Annotated in this window: 19 protein-coding genes; 10 read left to right on the top strand and 9 right to left on the bottom strand. The window is 69.7% G+C overall.

Annotation, left to right across the window (positions count from 1 at the left end):
- Nucleotides 1-26: 26 nt before the first annotated feature.
- Complete coding sequence (locus VG296_RS31440; RefSeq protein ID WP_325572149.1) at nt 27-848, bottom strand: thioesterase family protein; 822 nt, start codon at nt 846-848, stop codon at nt 27-29.
- Between the two features lie 120 nt (nt 849-968).
- On the opposite strand from VG296_RS31440, the gene ung reads away from it, so the two are divergent.
- Nucleotides 969-1,673 carry a uracil-DNA glycosylase gene (gene ung / locus VG296_RS31435; protein WP_325572148.1) on the top strand — a complete coding sequence of 235 codons (705 nt, stop codon included), beginning with the start codon at nt 969-971 and terminating at the stop codon, nt 1,671-1,673.
- A gap of 80 nt (nt 1,674-1,753) precedes the next feature.
- Nucleotides 1,754-2,428: a DUF4232 domain-containing protein gene (locus VG296_RS31430; protein WP_325572147.1), complete on the top strand. Its 675-nt coding sequence runs from the start codon at nt 1,754-1,756 to the stop codon at nt 2,426-2,428.
- A 40-nt stretch (nt 2,429-2,468) separates the two neighbouring features.
- On the opposite strand, the gene VG296_RS31425 is transcribed toward VG296_RS31430, so the two are convergent.
- Nucleotides 2,469-3,209, bottom strand: coding sequence for a VIT1/CCC1 transporter family protein (locus VG296_RS31425; RefSeq protein WP_325572146.1), 741 nt, complete (start codon nt 3,207-3,209; stop codon nt 2,469-2,471).
- A gap of 102 nt (nt 3,210-3,311) precedes the next feature.
- The gene (locus VG296_RS31420) at nt 3,312-3,716 is read right to left on the bottom strand and encodes a hypothetical protein (protein WP_325572145.1); all 405 of its coding nucleotides are present in this window, start codon (nt 3,714-3,716) and stop codon (nt 3,312-3,314) included.
- Between the two features lie 57 nt (nt 3,717-3,773).
- Here VG296_RS31420 and galE point away from each other — a divergent pair, with 57 nt between their 5' ends.
- The 3 genes from galE (at nt 3,774) to VG296_RS31405 (ending at nt 9,570) form a co-directional block, all read left to right on the top strand.
- Nucleotides 3,774-4,790, top strand: a complete 1,017-nt coding sequence (galE, locus tag VG296_RS31415; RefSeq protein WP_325572144.1) for a UDP-glucose 4-epimerase GalE — start codon at nt 3,774-3,776, stop codon at nt 4,788-4,790.
- A 63-nt stretch (nt 4,791-4,853) separates the two neighbouring features.
- Entirely contained in the window at nt 4,854-8,390 is a 3,537-nt protein-coding gene (locus VG296_RS31410; protein WP_325572143.1) for a GH92 family glycosyl hydrolase, read from the top strand.
- 103 nt (nt 8,391-8,493) lie between these two features.
- A complete protein-coding gene (locus VG296_RS31405; RefSeq protein WP_325572142.1) occupies nt 8,494-9,570 on the top strand; it encodes an NAD-dependent protein deacetylase in 1,077 nt (358 codons plus the stop codon).
- On the opposite strand, the gene VG296_RS31400 is transcribed toward VG296_RS31405, so the two are convergent.
- The 5 genes from VG296_RS31400 to VG296_RS31380 all read right to left on the bottom strand — a co-directional run bounded on the left by VG296_RS31400 (nt 9,557) and on the right by VG296_RS31380 (nt 14,142).
- Nucleotides 9,557-10,171: a uridine kinase family protein gene (locus VG296_RS31400; protein ID WP_325572141.1), complete on the bottom strand. Its 615-nt coding sequence runs from the start codon at nt 10,169-10,171 to the stop codon at nt 9,557-9,559. The genes VG296_RS31405 and VG296_RS31400 overlap by 14 nt on opposite strands.
- Nucleotides 10,172-10,290: 119 nt before the next feature.
- Nucleotides 10,291-10,959: a GntR family transcriptional regulator gene (locus VG296_RS31395; RefSeq protein WP_349259778.1), complete on the bottom strand. Its 669-nt coding sequence runs from the start codon at nt 10,957-10,959 to the stop codon at nt 10,291-10,293.
- A 26-nt stretch (nt 10,960-10,985) separates the two neighbouring features.
- Nucleotides 10,986-11,741: an aspartate/glutamate racemase family protein gene (locus VG296_RS31390; protein ID WP_325572139.1), complete on the bottom strand. Its 756-nt coding sequence runs from the start codon at nt 11,739-11,741 to the stop codon at nt 10,986-10,988.
- Nucleotides 11,742-11,895: 154 nt separating this feature from the next.
- On the bottom strand, nt 11,896-13,389 hold the full coding sequence (locus VG296_RS31385; RefSeq protein WP_325572138.1) for an MFS transporter: 1,494 nt from the start codon (nt 13,387-13,389) through the stop codon (nt 11,896-11,898).
- Between the two features lie 117 nt (nt 13,390-13,506).
- Entirely contained in the window at nt 13,507-14,142 is a 636-nt protein-coding gene (locus VG296_RS31380) for a helix-turn-helix domain-containing protein (protein ID WP_325572137.1), read from the bottom strand.
- 248 nt (nt 14,143-14,390) lie between these two features.
- On the opposite strand from VG296_RS31380, the gene VG296_RS31375 reads away from it, so the two are divergent.
- The 5 genes from VG296_RS31375 to VG296_RS31355 all read left to right on the top strand — a co-directional run bounded on the left by VG296_RS31375 (nt 14,391) and on the right by VG296_RS31355 (nt 21,262).
- A complete protein-coding gene (locus VG296_RS31375) occupies nt 14,391-17,669 on the top strand; it encodes a GH92 family glycosyl hydrolase (protein ID WP_325572136.1) in 3,279 nt (1,092 codons plus the stop codon).
- A gap of 202 nt (nt 17,670-17,871) precedes the next feature.
- Nucleotides 17,872-18,075, top strand: a complete 204-nt coding sequence (locus tag VG296_RS31370; protein ID WP_325572135.1) for a hypothetical protein — start codon at nt 17,872-17,874, stop codon at nt 18,073-18,075.
- Nucleotides 18,076-18,231: 156 nt separating this feature from the next.
- Complete coding sequence (locus VG296_RS31365) at nt 18,232-19,623, top strand: APC family permease (protein WP_349259777.1); 1,392 nt, start codon at nt 18,232-18,234, stop codon at nt 19,621-19,623.
- A gap of 18 nt (nt 19,624-19,641) precedes the next feature.
- Nucleotides 19,642-20,328, top strand: a complete 687-nt coding sequence (locus VG296_RS31360; RefSeq protein WP_325572258.1) for a FadR/GntR family transcriptional regulator — start codon at nt 19,642-19,644, stop codon at nt 20,326-20,328.
- Nucleotides 20,329-20,389: 61 nt separating this feature from the next.
- Nucleotides 20,390-21,262: an alpha/beta hydrolase gene (locus VG296_RS31355; protein ID WP_325572133.1), complete on the top strand. Its 873-nt coding sequence runs from the start codon at nt 20,390-20,392 to the stop codon at nt 21,260-21,262.
- Here VG296_RS31355 and VG296_RS31350 read toward each other — a convergent pair.
- On the bottom strand, nt 21,213-22,199 hold the full coding sequence (locus VG296_RS31350) for a LysR family transcriptional regulator (RefSeq protein ID WP_325572132.1): 987 nt from the start codon (nt 22,197-22,199) through the stop codon (nt 21,213-21,215). The two genes, VG296_RS31355 and VG296_RS31350, sit on opposite strands and share 50 nt — an antisense overlap.
- Nucleotides 22,200-22,404 lie beyond the last annotated feature (205 nt).

The raw sequence follows: 22,404 nt of genomic DNA, 5'->3' as shown, positions 1-22,404 counted from the left end.
TTTCAGAGCGGTACTTCAAGGCAGCGCTAACCGCCCGCGCCGTGCGGTTCGACGTACAGCGCTTGCATGCAGTAGCCGAATACGCCACCCCGATCGCCGAGCCGGGTCAGCGTCGTGCCGCCGCCCGCCGCGTCGAGGGACGTGTTGGCGTCCAGCGAGATCCACTCGCCCGCCGGCTCACGCAGGAAGCTGAGATTCAGGTCGAGGTTGCTGAACAGGTGCGTGCGGAAGTCGAAGACCGAGCTGAAGCCGCTGGCCCCGTCCGAGATGAGCACGGACTTCTGTGTCGGACTCGTCGGCTCGGCGGCGAGCAGCGGCAGCCGGGGACGCACCCAGACCTGGGCCGGCCCGGGCGTCGCGGCATGGCCCGACACGTACCGGAACTCCATCGCCGCGATCCAGCCGTGGTCCAGATGACGGCTCAGTTCGTCGTCCGCCTCGTCGGTCTTGAGCGAATCGGGATCGGGGAACGGTTGCGCGGAGGCGGGATCGGGCACCTCGTGCACGAGATCAGGAGCCTGACGCCGCCACCACGCGCGGGCCGTGAGCACGGTCCGGTCGCCGGCGGTGATCTCGGCGGCGAGCAACTGCGCGCGCTTGCCCGGCTTCACGACTTCGGTGCGCACGGTCAGCGGCACGACCGGGACCGGGGCGAGGAAGTCCAGCGAGAAGCGCGCGATGTGGCCGCCGTCCGCGGGTGCGAGCCGTTCGAGCTCGCGCACGGCCAGGGCGCTGGGCGGTCCGCCGTGCTGCATCTCCGTGGACCACGGCCCCTGGGTGGCCTCGTTCGAGCGGAACGTCGCCGCGCCCGTCGTAGTCCGGTCGATCTCCTCGTAGAACGCCGACATCAAGCCTCCTGGCCGTTACGGATCGCGTAGCACCGAGATAGGGCTACCGTACGGTTCACGCGCGAGCTGCGCACGCGCTGCGGCCCCGCGTTGTCGGCGCGGGCCGCTACGGTATCCCGCGTGACTACCGATGAGCTGACTACGCCGACCGGCCTGCACCTTCCCGCGCTGCCGGAGTCCTGGCGGAAGGTACTCGGCGAGGAGACCGCGAAGCCCTACTACGCGAAGCTGGACGCCTTCGTGGCCACCGAGCGTGCGGACCACCAGGTGTTCCCGCCGCGTGAAGAGGTCTTCGCGGCGCTCGAGGCCACCCCCTATGAGGACGTGCGCGTGGTGCTGCTCGGTCAGGACCCTTATCATGATGACGGCCAGGCGCACGGGCTCTGCTTCTCGGTGCGGCCCGGCGTCCGGGTGCCGCCGTCGCTGCGCAACATGTACAAGGAGCTCAACGCCGACCTCGGGCTGCCGATCCCCAAGGACGGCGACCTGCGGCCGTGGACGAAGCAGGGCGTGCTGCTGCTCAACACGGTGCTCACGGTGCGCGCCCACGAGGCCAACTCGCACAAGAAGAAGGGCTGGGAGACCTTCACCGACGCGGTGATCCGCGCGGTGAGCGACCGCGAGCAGCCCGCCGTGTTCGTGCTCTGGGGCGGCCCGGCGAAAACGAAAAAGGCGCTGATCGACACCGAGCGGCACCGCGTGCTCGAGGGCACGCACCCCTCGCCGCTCTCGGCCAGCAAAGGCTTCCACGGCTCGCGGCCGTACTCGGCGATCAACACGGCGCTCGCGGAGCTGGGCTACCCGCCGCTCGACTGGTCGCTCTGACGAAGACGGCGGCCGGGACGGGGTGAAAGTCGAGTCAACCGTTCGGCGTGATCATGCGTCTGTTGCGGTGGAGGTATTCGATGAACAAGGGACAGTTCGCCCTGCTTACGGCCGCCCTCGGCCTGATGACGATGGGCGGGGCGGGCTACATCGCGTATGCGAGCACGACGCCGCACAGTTCGAGCGGCGCCGGCTCGTCGGCGAACGGGCAGCCGACCAGCGGCGGCGGGGGAGCGATCTCGGTGCCGAGCGGCGCGTCGAGCGGGACGCCGACTCCGAGCGACTCCGGCAGCGGGGACGCCGGGCCCGGCGGCCGGGCCTGCCAGAACGGGGACGTCCAGGTCACCGAGCAGCCGGGCCAGGGCGCCGCGGGGCATGTCTCGCTGCTGCTCGTGTTCCAGAACACCAGCGGTAACATCTGCACCCTGCACGGCTACCCGGGGGCCTCGCTCGTCGATCAGAAGGGCAAGGACCTGCTCGACGCGACGCGCACGCTGGCCGGGCACATGGGCGGCGCGGTCGGTCTGGCCAAGGCCCCGGTCGTGCTGCTGGCGCCCGGCGCGCAGGCCTCGGCGGTGCTGGAGTGGAGCGATGTGACCACCGCGTCGGGCTGTCAGGTGCAGAACGCGGCCGGCCTCCTGGTCACGCCGCCGAACACGACGCAGAGCACGTCACTGTCGATCTCCTCGGGCACCGAGGTCTGCGGGGAGTTCGAGATCCACCCCGTACTCAAGGGCGTGCTCAGCCAGCCCTAGGCGCTCCGAAGCCGCTCATACCGGGGCCGCTGACGCGGCGTCAGCCGACGCTCTGCCCGATGACATGGCCGATCAGGAACGTCGCGCCCGCGGCGACCACGGCCAGGGCGAGCTGTCGCAGGGCGCTGCGCCACACCGGTCGCGACGTGAGCCGGCCGACCGCGCCCCCGCCCACCAGCGCGCCGAGCGCGGCGAGCACGAGGGCGAGCCAGAGCGCGTGCCCGCCGAAGAGGTAGGGCGCGAGCGGGATGATCGCGCCGACGGTGAACGCGGCGAACGAGGCGCCCGCGGCCGTCCACGGCGAGGGCAGGTCATGCGGATCGACGCCGAGCTCCTCGCGCACGTGCATCGTGAGCCCCTGGTCCGGCTGCGCGGAGACCTGCGCGGCCACCTGCCGGGCCAGGTCCTGGTCCACGCCCTGCGCGACGAACGCGGCGGCCAGCTCGGCCTGCTCGCCGATCGGGTTGCGGCGCAGCTCGTGCCGCTCCTTGGCCACCTCGGCCTGGACCAGCTCGTTCTGCGAGCTGACCGAGACATACTCGCCGGTGGCCATCGAGAACGCCCCGGCGACCAGGCCCGCGAGACCGGTCAGCGCCACGGTGTGCGAGGAGCCGCCGCCCGCGCCGACACCGCTGATCAGCGAGACGTTGGTGACCAGTCCGTCCATCGCGCCGAAGACCGCGGGACGCAGCCAGCCGCCGTTCACGTCCCGGTGGTGGTGCGCGGGGGGCGGGCCCGGATTCCGGACGTGCGAGTGCTTGTCTGCGGTCGTGGTCGCCATATGCTTTATGATATCCGAATAACGCCGACTCCCCAAAAGGCAATTCCCTTAGGGGAGGCTTGCCTTAATCGGCTTAGGAAAGGCTGTCCTGACTAATTCGGATCACCTGGCGGCGGGTGTGAAGTCCGCGACGGTGCTCGTCTTCCGGCCGTTCAGCAGCCGGTCGCGTACGGTTTCCGGGTCGTCGCCGAGCTCGTATTCGAAATACAGATCGACCGTTCCGGCGCCCGCGAGTTCCGCCAGTTCGGCATTCGGGTCTTCGAGGTAGGCGACGCGGTGATGATTCATCACCGCGAGCGAACGGCTCGATTCACCGCGAAACGTGGTTCCGAAATACACCGTCCACGTCGTCCAGCCGCCCGCGTGCACGTGGTGGTAGCGCATCGCGTCCACGGCCCACAGCACCTGCGCCAGGGTCGCGTCGGCGGCCGCGTCGAGGTCGGCATAGTGCGGGGCGCTCGCGTCGTCGCCCATCGTGACGCTCGCCCGCGTCAAGGTGATCCGCATGAACAGCGACGTTATCGAAACGCAACCGGATCCGCCAGGCGAGGCGTCAGCGAGGACATGAAGGTACTCATCACAGGCGGTGCGGGGTTCATCGGCAGCACGATCGCTTCGGCGGTGCTCGACCACGGCGGCGTTCCGGTCATCCTGGACAGCCTCGTCACCGGCCGCGAGTCCTTCACCGAGGGGCGGGTGTTCTACCGGGGCGACGTGGCGGACGGCGCGCTGATCGACCGGATCTTCGCCGGGCATCCGGAGATCGAGGCCGTCGTGCACTGCGCGGCGCTGATCGTCGTGCCCGACTCGGTGAGCGAGCCGCTGCGCTACTACCGGGAGAACGTCGGCAAGACGATCGAGCTGCTGCAGCACCTTGAGCGCAACGGCTGTCGCAGGGTGCTGTTCAGCTCCTCGGCGTCGATGTACCAGGCGGGCGCCGACTTCACGGTCGACGAGGACTCCGAGCTCGATCCCGGCAGTCCGTACGCCGCAACGAAGACGATGGTCGACCGCATCCTCGCCGACGCGGTCCGCGGAGGCAGCGGGCTGCGCGCCGTCTCGCTGCGCTACTTCAATCCGATCGGCGCCGACCCGAAGATGCGCACCGGACTGCAGCTGCTGAACCCGTCGCACGCGCTCGGCAAGATGGTCGAGGCGTGGGAGCAGGGCGAGTTCTTCCGCCTTACCGGCGTCGACTGGCCGACCAGCGACGGTACCGGGATCCGCGACTACATCCACGTGTGGGACCTGGCGCAGGCCCACGTCGCGGCCCTGACGCGCTTCGACCAGCTGGTCGGCGGCGGCCGGGACGGCGAGCGGCCCGCGCACGTCGTCATCAACCTCGGCACCGGGAAGGGCGTCACGGTCCGTCAGTTGGCCGAGGCCTTCGAGACCGTCACCGGCACCCCGCTGCGCACCGAGGACGCCCCGCGCCGCCCGGGCGACGTGGTCGGCGCCTACACCCGCTGCGACCGGTCGGCCGAACTGCTCGACTGGCACGCGAAGTACGAGCTCGAGGACGGCATCCGGCACGCGCTGGAGTGGCGCCGCCGACTGCTGGAGCTCACGGCAGAGAGCTGATTCACGCCTGGTAGACGGCGGGAGGGCCTTGACAGAGTCCTCCCGGCTGTCTATCAAAGGGCTGTGACAACGTTGTCCTTCCGGCGCGCCCACCGCGCCCCGCTCACTGCCCTCTTCTCGTTCACCGCGATAGCCGCGCTGACCTTCGCGACGCTGATCGCCCCCTCATCCGCACAGGCCGCCCAAACCGCCGCGAGCTCCGACTCAGTCGTCAGCGATCCCGCCGCACTCGTCGACACGATGGTCGGCACCGGAAGCGGCGGCGCGGTGGTCGGACAGGTGGACACCTATCCAGGGGCCTCGGCGCCGTTCGGCATGATCCAGTGGAGTCCCGACACGAGCTCGCGGCCCGACGGCGGCGGGTATTCGTATACCGACTCGAGCATCACCGGTTTCAGCCTCACGCACTTCTCCGGGCCCGGCTGCGCGATCGCGGGCGACTTCCCGATCCTGCCGCTGACCGGTGCCATCCCGTCCGACCCGACCTCCGCTTCCGCGAGCTTCGACCACAGCACCGAAGTTGCCCACCCCGGCTCCTACGCCGTGACCGCGGGCGGCGTTCGGACTCAGCTCGCTGTGACGGCGCGCACCGGCGTCGCGTCGTTCACCTACCCGGCCACATCGCAGGCGCAGTTGCTGATCAAGGCTGCGGACAGCGCCAGTGGCAGTTCGTCCGCTGGTTTCCAGGCCGTCGGAACGGACGAGATCACCGGTGCCGTGACGAGCGGGCACTTCTGCGGCCAGCCGAACAGCTACACGATCTATTTCGCGGCACGCTTCTCCCGCGCCTTCACCGCGTCGGGCTCGTGGGGCGCGAGCGGCTCGTCCGTCGCAGGAGGCTGGCTGACCTTCGACACGCGGCGCGACCAGAGCGTCGGCATGCAGGTCGCCGTCTCGTACGTGAGCACGGCCGGAGCCCTCGGCAACCTCGACGCCGAGGCGCACACCTGGAATGTGGGCAAGGTCGCCGCGCAGGCCACGGCCGCCTGGAACCGCCAGCTCGGCACGATCGGTATCTCCGGCGGCACGCGCACGCAGCAGCAGACCTTTTACACCGCGCTCTATCACGCCTCGCTCGAACCGAGCCTGTTCAACGACGCGTCGGGCGCCTACCTCGGCTTCGACGACAAGGTCCACCACGTCCAACCGGGTCACAATCAGTACGCCGACTACTCCGATTGGGATATCTACCGCTCCGAGGTTCCGCTGATCGCGACGATCGATCCGGGCATCGCGTCGGACATGGCCGCGTCGCTCGTCAACGACGCGGCACAGGGCGGCGCGCTACCGAAATGGCCGATCGCCAACGCGTACACCGGCGTCATGAACGGCGACTCCTCCGACCCGATCCTCGCCGACGCCTACGCGTTCGGCGCCCGCGATTTCGACGCGTCGGCCGCGCTCGCCGACATGGTCAAGGGCGCCGACGGCACATCGTCGACCGGCCAGGGCTGGTTCGTCGAGCGACCGAACGCCGCCGCGTACATCGCCAAAGGATATGTGCCGAACGTCGGCTCGGACTCGATCAGCCCGGTGCCGAACGGAGCCTCCGAGACGCTCGAATACTCCCTCGACGACTTCGCCATCTCGCGCCTCGCCGCCGACCTCGGCCGGCACTCGACCGCCGCGGCCTTCACCGGTCGCTCACAGAACTGGGCGAACGTCTTCGACACCGCGGACGGCTACGTCGAACCTCGCGACGCGAACGGCGCGTTCCCCAGCGGCCCGGCCGTCCCGACGCTGACCGGCTTCGGGCAGAACGGATTCCAGGAGGGCAACGCGGCTCAGTACACGTGGATGGTCCCGCAGAATCTGCAGGGTCTGATCCAGGGCCTCGGCGGCGACCAGGCCGCGGCCGCCCGCCTCGACAACTTCTTCAGTCAGCTCGACGTCGGCCCGAATGAGCCGTACGAGTGGGCCGGCAACGAGATCTCGCTCGACACCCCCTGGGTCTACGACAGCGTCGGCGAGCCGTGGAAGACGCAGCAGGCCGTGCAGGAAATCAGCAGCCGGCTCTACGCGCTCACGCCCGGTGGTGAGCCCGGCAACGACGACCTCGGCGCGATGAGCTCGTGGTACGTCTGGGCCGCGCTCGGCGTGTACCCGCAGACCCCGGGTGAGCCGATGCTCGTGCTCGGAACGCCGCAGTTCGCGCATGAGGTGATCCACGGCGCGTACGGCCCGCTCGTGATCAACGCGCGCGGCGCCGGAGACACCTACGTACAGAGCCTCGCCGTGGACGGCCAGAGCACGAACAAGACCTGGATCGATCTCAGTCGGACGCATGAGCTCGACTTCACCCTCTCCACCAGCCCGAATACGCACTGGGGTACGGGATCGGCCGATGCGCCGCCGTCCTTCGGCGCCGGCCCGGTCAGCTTCCCGCCGAGCACCCACGCCGCGCTCGACGTGACGCCCGGTCAGATCCGCATAGCGCCGGGCTCCAGCACGACCGTCACGGTCGAGGAGGACAACACGCTGGGCACATCCGGCCCCGCCGCCGTCACGTGGACCGCCACGGCCCCAGCCGGGCTCTCGGCGAGTCCCGCCACCTCCACGCTCACGGCCGGCGCCGGAAAGACCACGAGCACGACGGCCACCATCACCGCCGCCTCCGGCACGGCCACCGGCTACTACCAGGTCGAACTCGCCGCGCACGCGTCGAACGGCGCGGTTCTGCCGGACGTGTCGCTGCTGGTCACGGTCGCGGCGGCGGGCGAGAGCATCCCGACCGCATACGTCTCCAACTACAGCGACAACACCGTCACCCCGGTGGACACGCGCACCCACAACGCAGGTCCGGCGATCCCGGTCGGCGGCGGCCCAGACGGCATGATCGTCGCGGGCGGGAAACTGTTCGTGGCCAACAACAACACGAACAACGTGACCGTGATCGACACGAGCACGAACGCCGTCCTCGCGAACGTCCCGGTCGGTTCGGTCGCGGCCGACGTCGCCGCGACGCCGGACGGGAAAACCGTGTGGGTCACCAACTTCGGTGACGGCACCGTCCAGCCGATCGACGTCGCCACGCTCGCCGCGGGCAAGCCGGTCACGGTCGGCGGCCAGCCCGAGCGCCTGGCCGTCAGCCCGGACGGAACGCGACTGTGGGTCGCGAACCAGGGCTCCGGCACGGTGAGCGACGTGAACCTGGCCACTGACACGGTTAGTCATACGATCGCGGTCGGCGCGGCCCCGTTCGGCGTAGCCGTTACCCCGGACAGCGGCAAGGTGTTCGTCACCAACGGCGGCGGTTCCTCCGTTTCGGTGATCGACGCCGCGACCGACGCGGTGACCGCGACCATCCCGGTCGGTGCGGGACCGCAGTACGTGCAGATCTCGCCGAACGGTCAGACGGCCTACGTCGCGGACTCCGGCACGGGAGGGATTACGCCGATCGACGTGAGCACGCTGACCGCGGGCTCGTTCATCGCGACAGGGTCCGGCGCGTACGCGGTCGGGTTCAGCCCGGACGGGACGACGGCCTGGGTCGTCGACTCGAACGTCAACAACGTCGTGCCGATCACCGTGGCAGGCGGCGTCGCGGGCAGTCCGGTGACCGTGGGCGACGTGCCGGACGGGGTGACCGTCACGAACTGACCGAGCACGATCTGAGTACGAACTGACCGGGCGGACAGATCCGCCACCGTATACCTCGGTAAGGGCCGCCGAGCGTCGGCGCGAGCGACGTATCCTTGATGGCATGCGCGTTCGCCCGATGCTCGAGCCGCCCGCCGAGGCGGAGCGGCCCGCCCCCGACCAGCAGCTCAGCGCCGTGGAGTCCAGTGCGGAGTCCACCGTGGTGCTCAATGCGGCGGAGTCCACTGTGGTGTCTAATGCCGCGGACCTCGATGCAGTGGACATCGACGCGGCGGAGCCCACGGCCGAAGATGAGCTCGCGGACATCTCGGCGATGCTGGTTCGGCGCGAGGTCGCGGTACTGACCGGAGCCGGGCTCTCCACCGACTCGGGCATCCCGGACTACCGTGGCGTGACCGGCAGCCTGCGTCGACACACCCCGATGACCTACCAGGACTTCGTCGCCACCGCGGCCGGACGGCAGCGGTACTGGGCCCGCAGCTACCTCGGCTGGCGCACGATCGTCGGCGCGCAGCCGAACACCGGGCACTTCGCGGTCGCCGCGCTGGAGGCCGCGGGCTACGTCTCGGGCGTGATCACGCAGAACGTGGACGGGCTGCACCGTGCCGCGGGCTCTGCGGACGCGATCGAGCTGCACGGCGGGCTCGACCGCGTCATCTGCCTGAGCTGCGGCGCGCTGAGCACGCGCGAGGACCTGGACGAGCGGCTGCACGCGGCGAACCCCGGTTTCCGGGACCGTGCCGAGAGCGGCCGGATCAACCCGGACGGCGACGTAGAGCTCGACGACACACTCGTCGCCGGATTCCGCATCGCCTCGTGTACGGACTGCGGCACCGGGATCCTGAAACCGGACGTGGTGTTTTTCGGCGAGAACGTACCGCGACCGCGCGTACAGCAGTGTTATGACCTGATCGACCGCTCGCGCGCGCTGCTCGTCCTCGGCTCCTCGCTGACCGTCATGTCGGGTCTGCGCTTCGTCCGCCACGCGGCCAAGGCCTACAAGCCGGTCGCGATCATCAACCAGGGCCAGACGCGCGGCGACGCGCAGGCCGCCGTCCGCGCGAACCGGCCGCTCGGCCCCGCGCTCAGCCGCCTCGCCGCCGAACTCAACGCTCCGCTCGTCACTGCTTCCGTCGTCACAGATTCCATCGGCACAGCTTCGACCGTCACCGCCCCTTGACGACGAGATCGAGCCGGGTCCACGGGTCGGTCGCCGCGAAGTAGTACTTCTCCGAAGCCTGCCAACGCTGCTCCCAGTCGCCGGGCCCGTGATCGTGGCCGCGCGCGAGCATCCGCTCCATCGCGAGATCGAACGGCGTGTCCACGAACACGGTCAGGTCGTAGTAGCCCTCAAGCTCCGGTCGAACGGCTTGCACGCCTTCGACGATGACGAACCCGGTGTGCGGCACGCTGTGCAACTCACCCGGGACGATCCGCCCGCTCGGCCAGTCGTAACGGCGGTACGACGCGGAGTGCCCGGAGGTCAGCGGCGCGAGCACCTCCTCGCGCAACCGCTCCCAGTCGTAGTAGAGCTCGTACCCCTCGGCCGGGCCCAGCCTCAGCCGCTCCTCGGGGTCCATCTCGCGGTAGAAGTCGTCGCCGTTCACGATGGTCGCCGCCGTCGCCCCGTCCGGGCCGCCGAGCAATTCGGCCAGCTCCCGGGCCAGCGCCGACTTCCCCGAACCGCCGGTGCCGTCGATCCCGATCAGTGCGAAGCCGTCGAGCGTGCGCGAGGAGACCTCCGCAGCGATGAGTGTTGCTGATTCACGTGCAGAGGTCACATTGCATGATTGTTGCGGGGGCAAGCCTTCTGCGCCAGCCGGTACCAAGATTTCGTTGAAAACCGGACCGGCCACGGCTCGTGCTACGACCTCTGCCGCTGCCCGTGCCGCGGCTCGGGTTACAGCTCGTCACATTCGAACAGCCGATTGATATGCCCGCCGAGCTCCGACCAGTGCCGGGCCGAGAGGTCGGCGGCGGCACGGGCATCGGCGCGGGCGCAGAAGGTGAGCAGGCGGTCGTGGTGCTCGACCGTGTTGCGGCCGCCGAGCAGGGTGGTGAACTTGCGGTACAGGATCCGGTGGATCTGCGGGTGCAATTGCTCGACGACGCGCCGCAGCACGGGATTGTCGGCGACAGCCAGAGGCACGGCGTGGAAGCGGTCGTCGGCCTCCAGCGCGGCGTCGGTGTCCTCGGCGGCGACCGCGCGCTCGAAGTCGCGGTTCGCCTGGCGCATCCGCTCGAGATCCTGCTTCGTCAACAGCGGCACCGCGGTCTCGACGGCGAGCCGGTCGAGGGACCGCAGCACCGCGAGCGTCTTCTCCACGTCGTGCCGATTCAGGGACGTGACACGCGTGTAGACGCCCGGCTTCGCCTCGACGAGACCGCTCTCGACGAGCCGGGCCAGCGCCTCGCGGACCGGGGTTCGGCTCAGGCCGAGGCGCTCGGCGAGCTCGGCGTCCCTGACCCGTTCGCCGGGCGCCAGTTCGCCGCGCACGATCGAGTCGCGCAGCCGCTGGAAGACCTCGTCGCTGAGCAACCGCCGGGCGACCGGGCTGTTCAGTGTCAGGGTGCGCACGCCGCCCGTCCGCCCGTTCACGCCGCGGGTTCCGGCTGCTGCCGCGCGGCGTACCCGCGCGAGCGGCGGATGAGTGCCTGTGCCAGCACGACGGCCGGGTCGAGCAGCGGCACCGGGATCGCGCCCGGCGCCAGGCCCAGCGGGATCTCCGTGCACCCGGCGATGATCGCCTGCGCGCCCCGGTCCACCAGCCGCATCGCCGCGCGCCGCAAGGGTTCGGCGGCCGCTATGCCGCGCTCGCCCGCCTTGACCGCGCGAATCGCGGCCGTCACCTCTTCGTCCTGGCTGGCCGGGTCCGGCAGCAGGATGTCGATGCCGACGGGCCCCAGCCACTGCCGGTACAGGCCCGCGCGCACCGTGCCCGTGGTCGCCAGCAGCCCGGCCGTGCGCACCGGCGGCTCCAGGGTGACCAGGTGCCTGGCGACCTCGTCGATCATGTGGATGATCGGCAGCCCGACGCGGTCGGCGATGCGCGGCACGAAGGCGTGCGCGGTGTTGCACGGGATCGCGATCACGGTGGCGCCCGCCTTGCGCAGCACCCGGCAGCCGTGCAGCAGCCACGGCGTCGGGTCGGGGCCGAGGCCGAGCAGCGCCTCGGTGCGATCCGGGATCGTCGGGTCCGACCAGATGACCGCCCGCAGATGGTCCTGGTCGCTGTGCACCGGCGTCATCGAGACGAGTTTGCTGTAGAAGTCGGCCGTGGCCGCCGGGCCCATTCCGCCCAGGATGCCGATGATCTCTCCCGAGCCGGACCGGCCGGCGTGGCCGTTCACCACAGTGCGCCTCCCGTCGAAGCGGACCCGCGGCTGCCCATGCCCGCGCCCGGCGCCAATATATTGCACTCTGCGTATCACAGTGCAATCGGCGGCGAACGCCAGGGCCGGGCGCGCAGACTACCGCGCCCGGCGTAACCGCTTGGGTCGATTCTTACTCGGCTGCCGCTCGTGCGCCCGCATTCTGACGCGGCGCCGGTTCCCCGGCCAGGTCGGGCGCCTCACCTGACACTTCGTCAGCGGCGGCCTGATGGCGACGCACCGTCGGGATCAGCAGCGCGGACAGCGCGGCGAACAGCGAGGCCGCCGCGAGCAGCCAGAACACATGCGTGTAGCCGGAGTCCTTCGGGATCGGATGGGCCGTCGTGACACCGGACGCCAGCACGCTCGCGGCCACGCTGCTGCCGATGGCGCCGCCGATCGTGCGGATGTTGGCGTTCATGCCGCTGGCCACACCGACCTGCGCGGGCGGGACCGACTGGACCACGATCGCGGACATCGAGGAGAACGCCAGGCCGATGCCGATGCCGAGCAGCGCCGAAGCCAGGTAGATCTGCCAGCTCGCGTTGTGCCCGAGCGCGAGCGCGACGAAGCTGGGGATGCTGACCACGCAGCCGAGCAGCAGCACGGCCTTGAGTCCGATGCGCTGGGCGAGCGGCGCTGCGGCGATGCCGAACAGGAACATGCCGATCGTCATCGGCAGCAGGTAGATGCCGGACTGGGTGACGCTGGCGCTCAGGCCGTAGCCCGCGAGCGCCTTCGGGGTCTGCACCAGCTGCGGCAGGAAGGTCATGATCGCGTACATGCCGACGCCGAACAGCAGCGCGACCAGGTTCGTGGTCCACACGGCCGGGGCGCGCATCATCCGCATGTCGATCAGCGGCTGACTCGACCTCAGCTCGGTCCAGATCCACAGCGGCAGGCAGACGGCCGCGCCGACGAACAGCGCGAGCACCTTCGGCGAACCCCAGCCCCAGGTCGGGCCCTCGCTGACGCCGAGCAGCAGCATGACCAGCCACGCGGACAGCAGCGTGGCCGCGCCCCAACTGATTCGGCCGGGCGTGCGCACCGGCGATTCGGGAACCCACAGCCAGCACGCGACGGTGGCGACCGCGGTCAGGATCATCGGTATCCAGAACAACCAGTGGTAGTTCAGGTGCGTCACGATCGGCCCGGCGATCAGCAGGCCGATGCCGGCGCCGACGGCCATGGTGGCCGAGCCGAGGCCGATCGCCGAGTTCACCTTCGCGGCCGGGAACTCGTCGCGGATGATGCCGAAGGACAGCGGGAGCAGGCCGCCGCCGAGGCCCTGGATGACGCGGGCGATGATCATCAGGCCGACCGAGTGCGAGACGGCGGCGAGACCGGAACCGGCGGTGAGGGCGAGCAGCGTGATGATCAGCATCCGCTCCTTGCCGACCTTGTCGCCGATCCGGCCGAGGATCGGGGTGGCCACGGACGCGGACAGCAGATACGCCGTCATCAGCCACGTCACCGTGTCCTGCGTCGTGTGCAGATCCACGATCAGCGTCGCGAGCACCGGCGCCACGAGCGACTGCAGCACCGAGTAGGCGGAGATGCCGATCAACAGGACCGCGAATATGACGTTGTAGTGGGGACGTGCGGAGTCCGCCGGTCGTCTGCGCATGGTCAGTCTCCAGGGAAGAAGTGCAGGAGAGGGGGCGAGCGGCGGACGACGCTGTCCTGCCCGGTGATCACCTTAGCTGTTATTGGCGCACCGCGACAAATATGTATCAGGCATGTGTCAGCCGTCGATCGCGGCCAGCCCCATCCGCGCCGCCGCCCGCAGGGTGTCCTCGAGCGAGGGGCCGAGGGCGCCGGGCGGACGGCTGGCGTAATGCCGCAGCGCCTGGTGCGACGCGCCGAGAATCATCGAGGCGTTGACCTTCATCCGCAGGTCGTCGCCCGGCAGTCCGAGTCGTTCGCCGAGCACGTCGGCGAGCGGCTGGACCGCCTCGCTGAAGCAGCGCACCCAGACGGTGTCGAGCGCGGGCTCGGTGCAGGTGAGCCGGAGCAGGTCGAGGATCAGCAGGATGCGCGGGGCGGACGTGTCGCTGAACCAGCCCGCGTCCTCGGCCACGCCGACCAGCGGGCGATCGACCGGCCACTCCCGTACCAGGCGGGTGAACCGGCCCAGGCCCACGGACAGCAGCGGTGCCGCGCACGCCTCCTTGCTCGGGAAGTACCGCCAGAGCGTGCGCGTGGAGATGCCCGCGGCCTCGGCGATCTGCGCGGCCGACGTGCCGTCCACGCCGTGCTCGGTGAACAGCCGCACCGCCGCCATCGCGATCTCGAGCCGGATCTCCTCCTTGCGCGACTCGCTCAGCGGCGGCCTGCCGCCCCGCCGCGCCGGAGCCGTCTCGGTCGCGGTCTGCATCATCCGTGCCGCCTTCCGTACCCGTCCGTCACCATCCGCACCGCAGTTCTGCACCTCCATCTTAATGGCACAGACTGCCGGAAAGTCGAAGGCCGTTCGGACCGGGACCGATCGCCGCCCTGTCGCCGCCGCTCCGCCGACTCGGCTCCGCCGCGCCACCGCGGCCCGGCACGGCGGCCCTTGTCGGATGAGGAATCGTCAGCTAGAACCTCTGAGGACGCAATGACAACGTAGTCATCCGGAGGTCCGGCATGCATCCACCCACGGCACGTCCGCGATTCCGCGCCCTCGTCGCAGTGGCCTGCCTGAGTCTGCTCGGTATCGCCGCAGGTCCGGCGCGGGCCGCCGCGACGCAGGGAACGAATCTCGTGAGTGATCCGGCCTCGCTGGTGAACCCGATGATCGGCACCGGTTCCGGCGGCGCGACCGTCGGGCAGGTCGACACGTATCCGGGGGCGACCGCGCCGTTCGGCATGCTGAGCTTCAGCCCCGACACGCCCTCGCGGCCGGACGGCGGCGGCTACGACTACGCCGACGCCTCGACGCTCGGATTCAGCCTGACGCACATGTCAGGGCCCGGATGCAGCGCGTTCGGCGACTTCCCGATCCTGCCGACCGTGGGCGCGATCGGCGACAATCCGACGTCCGCGACCGACTCCTTCTCGCACGGATCCGAGAGCGCGAGCCCCGGCTCGTACGCGGTCACCCTGAATCCGTCGACGTCGTCCGCGATCCAGACCAAGCTCGCCGCGACCGGGCGCACCGGCATCGCGCAGTTCGCATATCCGCCGAGCACGTCCTCGAACGTGCTGTTCAAGATGGGCGATTCCGAATCGGGCAACGTCTCGGCGAGTGCTTCCGTCCTCAACAACCACGAGGTCGCCGGCACCGAGACCGCGGGCCAGTTCTGCGGGGCGCCGACGACTTACCCGGTCTACTTCGCCGCCGACTTCGACCGCTCGTTCTCGTCCTACGGCACCTGGCAGAACGCGCCGACCGGCGCGAACGCCTTCACCGAGCCGACCGGCGACCTCGGCTGGAGCTACCACGAGATCAACAGCGGCGGCAGCACACCGACGATCGGCGCGACGACCACGTCGGAGGGAACGAGCGCGGTCTCCTGGCAGCAGTCCGACGCACTGGCGAACACGTGGATCCAGGCCACGCCGCCCACGCTGACGCAGGGCGATTCCTACGAGGCCGGCGTCACGCTCTCCGGCAGCGGCGATGTCTATCTCGACTTCTACAACGGCCAGCAGGACGTCGACAGCAAGGCCGTCACTCTCACTTCGACGCCCGTCACGCTGACGATCGCCTCGACCGTCCCCACCGGCAGCATCAACACGCCGCAGTTCCAGGTGCGCACCGCCTCCGAGGGCGCGGTGAACCTCGTGGCCTCGAACGTCTCGCTGCGTCAGGAGTCCGTCGTCACCACGCCCGGCGCCTCGACGCCGGCGAGCACCTCGGGCCTGCAGTCCGGCGCGTACGTCAGCTTCGATACGACCACCCACAGCCAGGTCACGATGAAGGTCGCGATCTCCTACGTCAGCCAGGCCGACGCGCAGACCAACCTCGAAGCGGAGGACAGCGGCTGGAGTGAGAGCCACGTGGCTCAGAGCACATACAAGCAGTGGGACCAGCTGCTGAGCCGCATCCGGATCGGCGGTGGAACGAGCGATCAGCAGGCTGAGTTCTACACAGCGCTCTACCACGCCCTGCTCGAACCGAGCATCTTCTCCGACGCGAACGGCGACTACCTCGGCTTCGACGGCAACGTCCACCGCACATCGCACGGCCAGACTCAGTACGCGAACTTCTCCGGCTGGGACATCTACCGATCCGAAATACCCCTGCTGGCAGCCGTCGCGCCAGAGCAGACGAGCGAGATGGTCACCTCGCTGCTCAACGACGAAGCGCAGGGCGGCTGGCTGCCTAAGTGGGGCTTCGCGAACGACTACACGCAGGTCATGAACGGGGACGCCGCCGATCCGATCATCGCCGAAGCCTACGCGTTCGGCGCCCGCGACTTCGACACGGAGGCCGCGCTCGCCGCGATGGTCAAGGGCGCCTCGACCGTGCCGACGAGCAGCGACCTCGGTCAGGGCTTCTACGTCGAACGGCCGCAGTTGTCCGACTATCTGTCGCTCGGCTACGTGCCGAACACCCAGGAGAGCGACCTGTCCCCGGAGGACAACGGCGCCTCCGAGACCCTCGAGTACGCGAGCGCCGACTTCGCGATCTCGCAGCTCGCGGCGGACCTGGGCCAGTCCTCGACCGCGCGGGCGTACCTGCAGCGCTCGCAGAACTGGACGAACAACTTCAACACCGACACCGGCTACATCCAGCCCCGCGACGGCTCGGGCCAGTTCCCTGAGTTCGGGCCGACGACGGACGGCATGGGCAGCTTCGGCCAGTCCGGCTTCCAAGAGGGCGACGCGGCGCAGTACACGTGGATGGTCCCGCAGGACATCGGAGGCCTGGTCACGGCGATGGGCGGCGACTCGGCCGCGATCACCCGGCTCGACAGCTTCTTCCAGCAGTTCAACGCGGGCCCGAACGCGCCGAACTACTGGGCAGGCAACGAGCCCTCGCTCGGCACGCCGTGGATCTACGACTACGCGGGCGCGCCGTACAAGACCGAGGCGACCGTGCACGCGCTGCTGAACGACGTGTACTCGAATACCCCCGGAGGCGAGCCCGGCAACGACGATCTCGGCGCCATGAGCTCGTGGTACGTCTGGTCCGCGCTAGGCCTGTACCCGCAGACTCCGGGCACCTCGGTGCTCGACCTCGGCGCGCCGATCTTCCCGAAGGCGCTGATCACGCTCGCGGGCGGCCGGCAGGTCGTCATGAACGCGCCGGGAGCAACGGCGAGCACGTATGTCAGTGATCTGAAGGTCAATGGCACGGACTGGTCGAAGGTCTGGCTGCCCGGTCTCGCCACCCCCGGCACGACAGAGCTCGACTACACCATGACGAGCACCGCCGACCAGTCCTGGGGAGCCGCCGCGGCCGACGCGCCGCCGTCGTACTCCTCCGGCACGCCGCAGTTCCCGCCCGGCCGCAAGCCGACGATCCTCGTCCCAACCGGCGCGAACCTGCTCGGCGACACCCCGACCGGCCAGCTGAACTGGCAGGGCCCGGTGGAGAACGGCGTCGGCTCCGTGCCCGGCACGATCACACCGACGACCACGTCACAGGGCGCGAGCGCCGCCGAATGGACCGAGCCGAACGCCGATCCGAACACCTGGATCTGGGTCGATCCGGCGTCCCAACTGCCGGCCGGTCAGTACTATCAGGGCTCGGTCACGCTACAGGGCACCGGCTCCGTCTACGTCGACTTCTGGACCGGCCAACAGGACCTCGTGAGCGAAACCGTCCAGCTGACCAGCACACCGCAGACGCTCACCGTCCAGGGCGAAGTGCCCGACGCCGCCGGCACTCACCTGCAGGTGCGCACCGCCGACTCCGGCCCGGTCGATCTCTACGCCAGCAACGCATCGATCCAAGAACTGACACCTCAGCAGTAGCGAAGCGAGAACAAGGCGAGAGCAAGGCGAGAACACAGTGAAGGCGGGCCCGGGAGATCCGAGCCCGCCTTCACTGTGCTGCTGTTCCGCGCCGCTGATCCCGGCTGCTGATCCGGGGGAGTGAATCCGCGCCGCCGCACCGGGTGTCGGGAGCGCGCGCCGAGCCCGGCGGCGCATGCTGGCTCCTTGGAGGTGCGGTGTGATGAACGTGCGGCGCATTGCGGTGGTGGTCGTGGTCCGTCGCGTCGGGCTGCTCATCTTGATCGTCTGCTGCCTCGTCGTGCCCGTGGTCTCCATCCTCACCAACGCCTTCTCCGCGCCTGACAAGGGCTCAATGCAGAACTACTGCCCGGATCCGACCACGCCGTGCGAGCTGCCGCCGGTGATCCCGACCGGCCATCCCTGAGCGAACTCCGCGCACCCCCTTGTATATCTGATCGCCTTGAACTATTTTCTCGGCACGACCTCCGCCCCTCCGCCCCCGAGGAGTCACGCCGTGCCCGAGACCATAACCTCCGATCGCCCGACCAGCGAGCAACGCCTACGCGGCGGCACGCTCGGCATGGTCGACATCGCCGCCGCGACCATGGCCAACATCGGCCCGGCGATGAGCTTCTTCTTCGGCTTCGGCTTCCTGGCCGTGACCGCGGGCGTCGCCTCGCCCCTGACGATCCTGGCCGCGGGCATCGCGGTCGCCCTGCTCGGCAACACGCTCGCCCAGTTCTCGAAGGCGCACCCCTCGGCGGGCAGCTTCATCACCTTCGTCGGAAAGACCTTCGGCCCGACCAGCGCGGTGACCACGGCCCTGCTCGCCGGACTCGGCTACATCATCGCGATGGCCTCGGTCATCGCCGTCTCCGGCGGCTTCCTGGAGACCACGCTGAACCACTACTTCAAGTGGAACGTGCCGTGGATCATCTGGACCCTGCTGCTCACCGCGCTCGCCGTCGCGCTGATGATCCGCGGCGTCGCCGTCTCCACCAAGATCGCCGGATTCTTCTTCGGCATCGAGATGGTCGTCCTGATCGCGGTTTCGGTGATCGCGCTGGTCAAGCACTCCGGGCACCTGTCGTTCACGCCCTTCGAGCCCAGCCACATCACCAACGGCTTCAGCGGACTCGCCGCGGGCTTCCCGCTCGCCGTCTACCTGTTCATCGGCTGGGAGAACTCGGCCGCGCTCGCCGAGGAGACCGACAACCCGCGGCGCAACGTCGGACGCGCGGTCTTCCTGTCCATCGGCGTCATGTCCGTCAGTTATCTGCTCTTCTCCTATGCGACGCTCACCGGCTTCGGCTACAGCATCAGCGCGATCGGCAATTCGGCGGTGCCGTTCATCGACGTCGCGCAGGGCACCTTCGCCGTTCTCGCCTTCTTCGCCTACCTCGCCGGCCTGACCTCCACCGTCGGTTCGCTGATCGCCGGCGTGAACTCGCAGGCCCGACTCGTGTTCAACGCCGGACGCGAAGGCCTGCTGCCCTCCGCGATCGGTGAGGTGCACCCGACCCGGCGCACGCCCACCAAGGCGATCATCACCTTCGTCGGGATCTCGCTGCTGATCATCGGCGGCTGGGGCCTCGGCCACATCATCGGCGGACACGCGGGCGGCTCGATGGATCCGGTGAGCTTCTTCGCCGAGTCCTCGACCATGGGCACGATCCTGATCCTGCTTGTGTATCTGGCCTCGAACATCGCGCTGCCGTTCTACTACCGGCACTACCGGCCGAGCGAGTTCCAGTGGCTGCGGCACGCGGTGCTGCCCGCGATCGGCGCCGCGGCGATCCTGGTGCCGCTGTACTACCTGGTCAAACCCGGTCAGCCGGATCCGTACGACTGGTTCCCGTACCTCGCGCTCGGCATCCTGGTCGCGTCGCTGGGCTACGCGGCGGTGCTGGTGCGCCGCGATCCGACGCTCGGCGAGCGGGTCGGCTCGATCGTCGCGGACCATCATTCGTAGAGTTGCGACGTGGCGACGATGAACAAGACGGGCAAGTTCGGGCCCTACAGCGCGACGGGACACGCCCTCGCGCTGCCCGGCCCCGGTGCGCAGAGCGGGGCCGAACTCGTCCGCTCCCGCATCGCCCTGCACGTCGCGCTCGCCACGGTCCGACCCGGTGACCGGCTTCCGGACGTGGGCGTGCTGGCCGAGCAGTTGGGCATCGGCGAGATGACCGTGCGCCGGGCGCTGGAGGGCATGTGCCAGGACGGCCTGCTCGACCGGCGCCGCGGCCGGACCGGCGGCACGTTCGTCTCCGCCGACTGGTCACACGTCGCCGCCGCGCACCACGACGCGGAGGGCGCCGCGTCGATCGCGGGATTCCTGCTGCTGCTCGAATGCGGCCTGGTCGCGCACGCCTCCGGCGAGGTGGACGACGAACAGTTGGCGGGCCTGCGCAAACTGGCCGAGGATCTGGACGCCACGGCCGACCCGGACCGGCTGCGCGAAGTGGAGACGCGTTTCCATCTGGATCTCGCCGAAGCACTGGGAGGCCGCGGCATGCGCGAGGTGACGGCGGACCTGCTCGGCCGGCTGTGCCTCCTGCGCCCGGCGGCCGAGCCGGACACGATCCGTCGCCAGAACCTCTGCCACGTCGACCTGCTCGTGCACCTGACCGAGGGCGCCACGGACGCGGCCGTCCGCGCAGTCAAGGAACATATGTGAGCAGGCTTCGGTGTCTGCGATGTATAGACACCATGGCCGCGGCGGCACCATACTTGCCGCCGTGACGCCCATCGATCTCGCCGACGGCCGTGAGCTGGACATCCAGGTCACCGGGCCGCAGGACGGCATACCGCTCGTGATGCACCATGGCACTCCGGGAAGCATCGTCTGCTTCCGGGTCGTGGAGGAGGCCGTGCATCGCAGAGGCCTGCGGCTGGTGACGTACTCCCGCGCTGGCTACGGGACGTCCACGCGGAAGCCGGGTCGAACGGTCGCGGACATCGCGGCCGACGTGACGGCCGTGCTCGATCACATCGGCGCGGAGCGCTGCGTGACACTGGGCTGGTCCGGAGGCGGACCGCACGCGCTGGCCTCGGCCGCGCTACTGCCGGGCCGGGTCGTCGCCGCGACGACGATCGCGAGCGTCGGCCCGTACGGCATCGACGACCTGGACTTCTTGGCGGGCATGGGCCAGGGCAACATCGAGGAGTTCGGCGCCGCGCTCGCCGGGGAGCCGAAGCTGGCCGCGGCGCTCGACGAGGCCGCCGTGGAACTGCGTGGCGCCGGACCGGACGAGGTCGTGGCGTCGATGTCCACGCTGCTGCCCGACGAGGATCGCGCCGTGGTGGTCGGAGAGGTGGGCGAGGAGTTGGCCGCGCAGATCACCGAGGGCGTGCGGCTCGGCGCGGGCGGTTGGATCGACGACGACCTGGCGTTCGTGAACCACTGGGGTTTCTCAGTGGACGACATCACCGTGCCGGTATTCGTCTGGCAGGGAGACAGGGACCTGATGGTCCCGTTCGCGCACGGCCGCTGGCTGGCCGACCGGATCCCGGGCGCCGTCGCGCACCTGTTGCCGGGCGAGGGGCACATCTCGGTCTTCATCAACCGGGTGGACGAGATTCTCGGCGAGCTCGCCGCCGCCCTGAGCTGACTGCCTGGGCCGAGCTCAGGACGTGGTCGCGGAACGCGGCGGAGGCGGGCGGCAGTTCACGGTCGGTGAGCCAGGCCAGGCCGAGCTCACGCGTGCTGTTCACGTCCGTGACGTGCAGTTGCGGCGCCGGATCGGTCCCGGCGGCTTCCGCGTCCGATGTATCCGCCGTCGATCGTGACGTTGTCGGTGTCGGGGACGACGTGGCGCGCGGCGGCGGCAGCAGTGCCACGCCGAGGCCCGCCGCGACCAGCGCGCGCAGCGTCTCCACCTCCTCGCCCTCGAACGTGATCTTCGGGCTGAACCCGGCCTCGGCGCACAGCCGCTCGGTGAGCACCCGCAGCGCGTAGCCGCTGCGCAGCAGGATGAACGGCTCGTCGGCGACCTCCGCGAGCCGGATCCGCTTGCGGCGGGCGAGCCGATGCCGCGGCGGCACGGTCAGCAGCAGCGGTTCGACGAGCAGCCGACGCCACGTCACGCGCGGGTGCGCGAACGTCGGGCTGGTGATGATCAGGTCCGCCGCGCCGTCCACCAGCTCCTGCAGAATCGACGCCTCGCCGTGCTGGTGCAGCTCGAACCGCACCTGCGGATGCGCTTCGCGGAAGCTGCTGACCAGTGGCGGAACCAGCCAGGTACCGAGCGTGTGCAGGAACGCGAGCGGCACCAGACCGTGCGCCGGATCGACGAGCTCTGTGACCGCGCGCAGCCCGAGATCGTACTGATCGAGCGCCTGGTCCACGTGCTCCCTGAACAAGCGCCCGGCCGGCGTCGGGATGAGTGTGCGCCCGGAGCGGGTCAGCAGCGGCGTACCGACCTCGACTTCCAGCCTGGCCAGCGCACGCGAGAGCGCGGGCTGCGTGATCCGCGCGCGCTCTGCGGTCTCCGTCACAGTCGCGCCGTCCGCCACCTCCCGAAACCAGCGCAGAACCTGCAGCTCCATGCAATCCATGTTCTCACAGCATGGATCACGTGAGAAACAGGCATTGGACGCATGGCGACAGTCGGTGGATCATTGGACACAGAGCCCATCGCGCTCACCCTGCGGCAGCGCAGCCGACGGTCCAACAGTCGCCAAGACCCGTCGATCCCGCTGCCGCAGTCAGGAGAGCCGCGATCGTGACCATCGCCGCCGAACGCCGAGCCAC

The sequence above is a fragment of the Actinospica sp. genome (assembly GCF_035552695.1).
Lineage (GTDB): Bacteria > Actinomycetota > Actinomycetes > Streptomycetales > Catenulisporaceae > Actinospica.
Note: the sequence above shows the minus strand (reverse complement) of the source record. Positions and strands in the feature narration are given on the sequence as shown.

Bases quoted from the DNA above. Each gene is read 5' to 3' on its own strand.
- VG296_RS31430 (WP_325572147.1), top strand. From the start codon at position 1,754: ATGAACAAGGGACAGTTCGCCCTGCTTACGGCCGCCCTCGGCCTGATG.
- VG296_RS31385 (WP_325572138.1), bottom strand. From the start codon at position 13,389: ATGCGCAGACGACCGGCGGACTCCGCACGTCCCCACTACAACGTCATA.
- VG296_RS31420 (WP_325572145.1), bottom strand. From the start codon at position 3,716: ATGCGGATCACCTTGACGCGGGCGAGCGTCACGATGGGCGACGACGCG.
- VG296_RS31375 (WP_325572136.1), top strand. From the start codon at position 14,391: ATGCATCCACCCACGGCACGTCCGCGATTCCGCGCCCTCGTCGCAGTG.
- VG296_RS31440 (WP_325572149.1), bottom strand. From the start codon at position 848: ATGTCGGCGTTCTACGAGGAGATCGACCGGACTACGACGGGCGCGGCG.
- VG296_RS31365 (WP_349259777.1), top strand. From the start codon at position 18,232: ATGGTCGACATCGCCGCCGCGACCATGGCCAACATCGGCCCGGCGATG.
- VG296_RS31425 (WP_325572146.1), bottom strand. From the start codon at position 3,209: ATGGCGACCACGACCGCAGACAAGCACTCGCACGTCCGGAATCCGGGC.
- galE (WP_325572144.1), top strand. From the start codon at position 3,774: ATGAAGGTACTCATCACAGGCGGTGCGGGGTTCATCGGCAGCACGATC.
- VG296_RS31360 (WP_325572258.1), top strand. From the start codon at position 19,642: ATGAACAAGACGGGCAAGTTCGGGCCCTACAGCGCGACGGGACACGCC.
- VG296_RS31380 (WP_325572137.1), bottom strand. From the start codon at position 14,142: ATGATGCAGACCGCGACCGAGACGGCTCCGGCGCGGCGGGGCGGCAGG.
- VG296_RS31370 (WP_325572135.1), top strand. From the start codon at position 17,872: ATGAACGTGCGGCGCATTGCGGTGGTGGTCGTGGTCCGTCGCGTCGGG.
- VG296_RS31350 (WP_325572132.1), bottom strand. From the start codon at position 22,199: ATGGAGCTGCAGGTTCTGCGCTGGTTTCGGGAGGTGGCGGACGGCGCG.
- VG296_RS31405 (WP_325572142.1), top strand. From the start codon at position 8,494: ATGCGCGTTCGCCCGATGCTCGAGCCGCCCGCCGAGGCGGAGCGGCCC.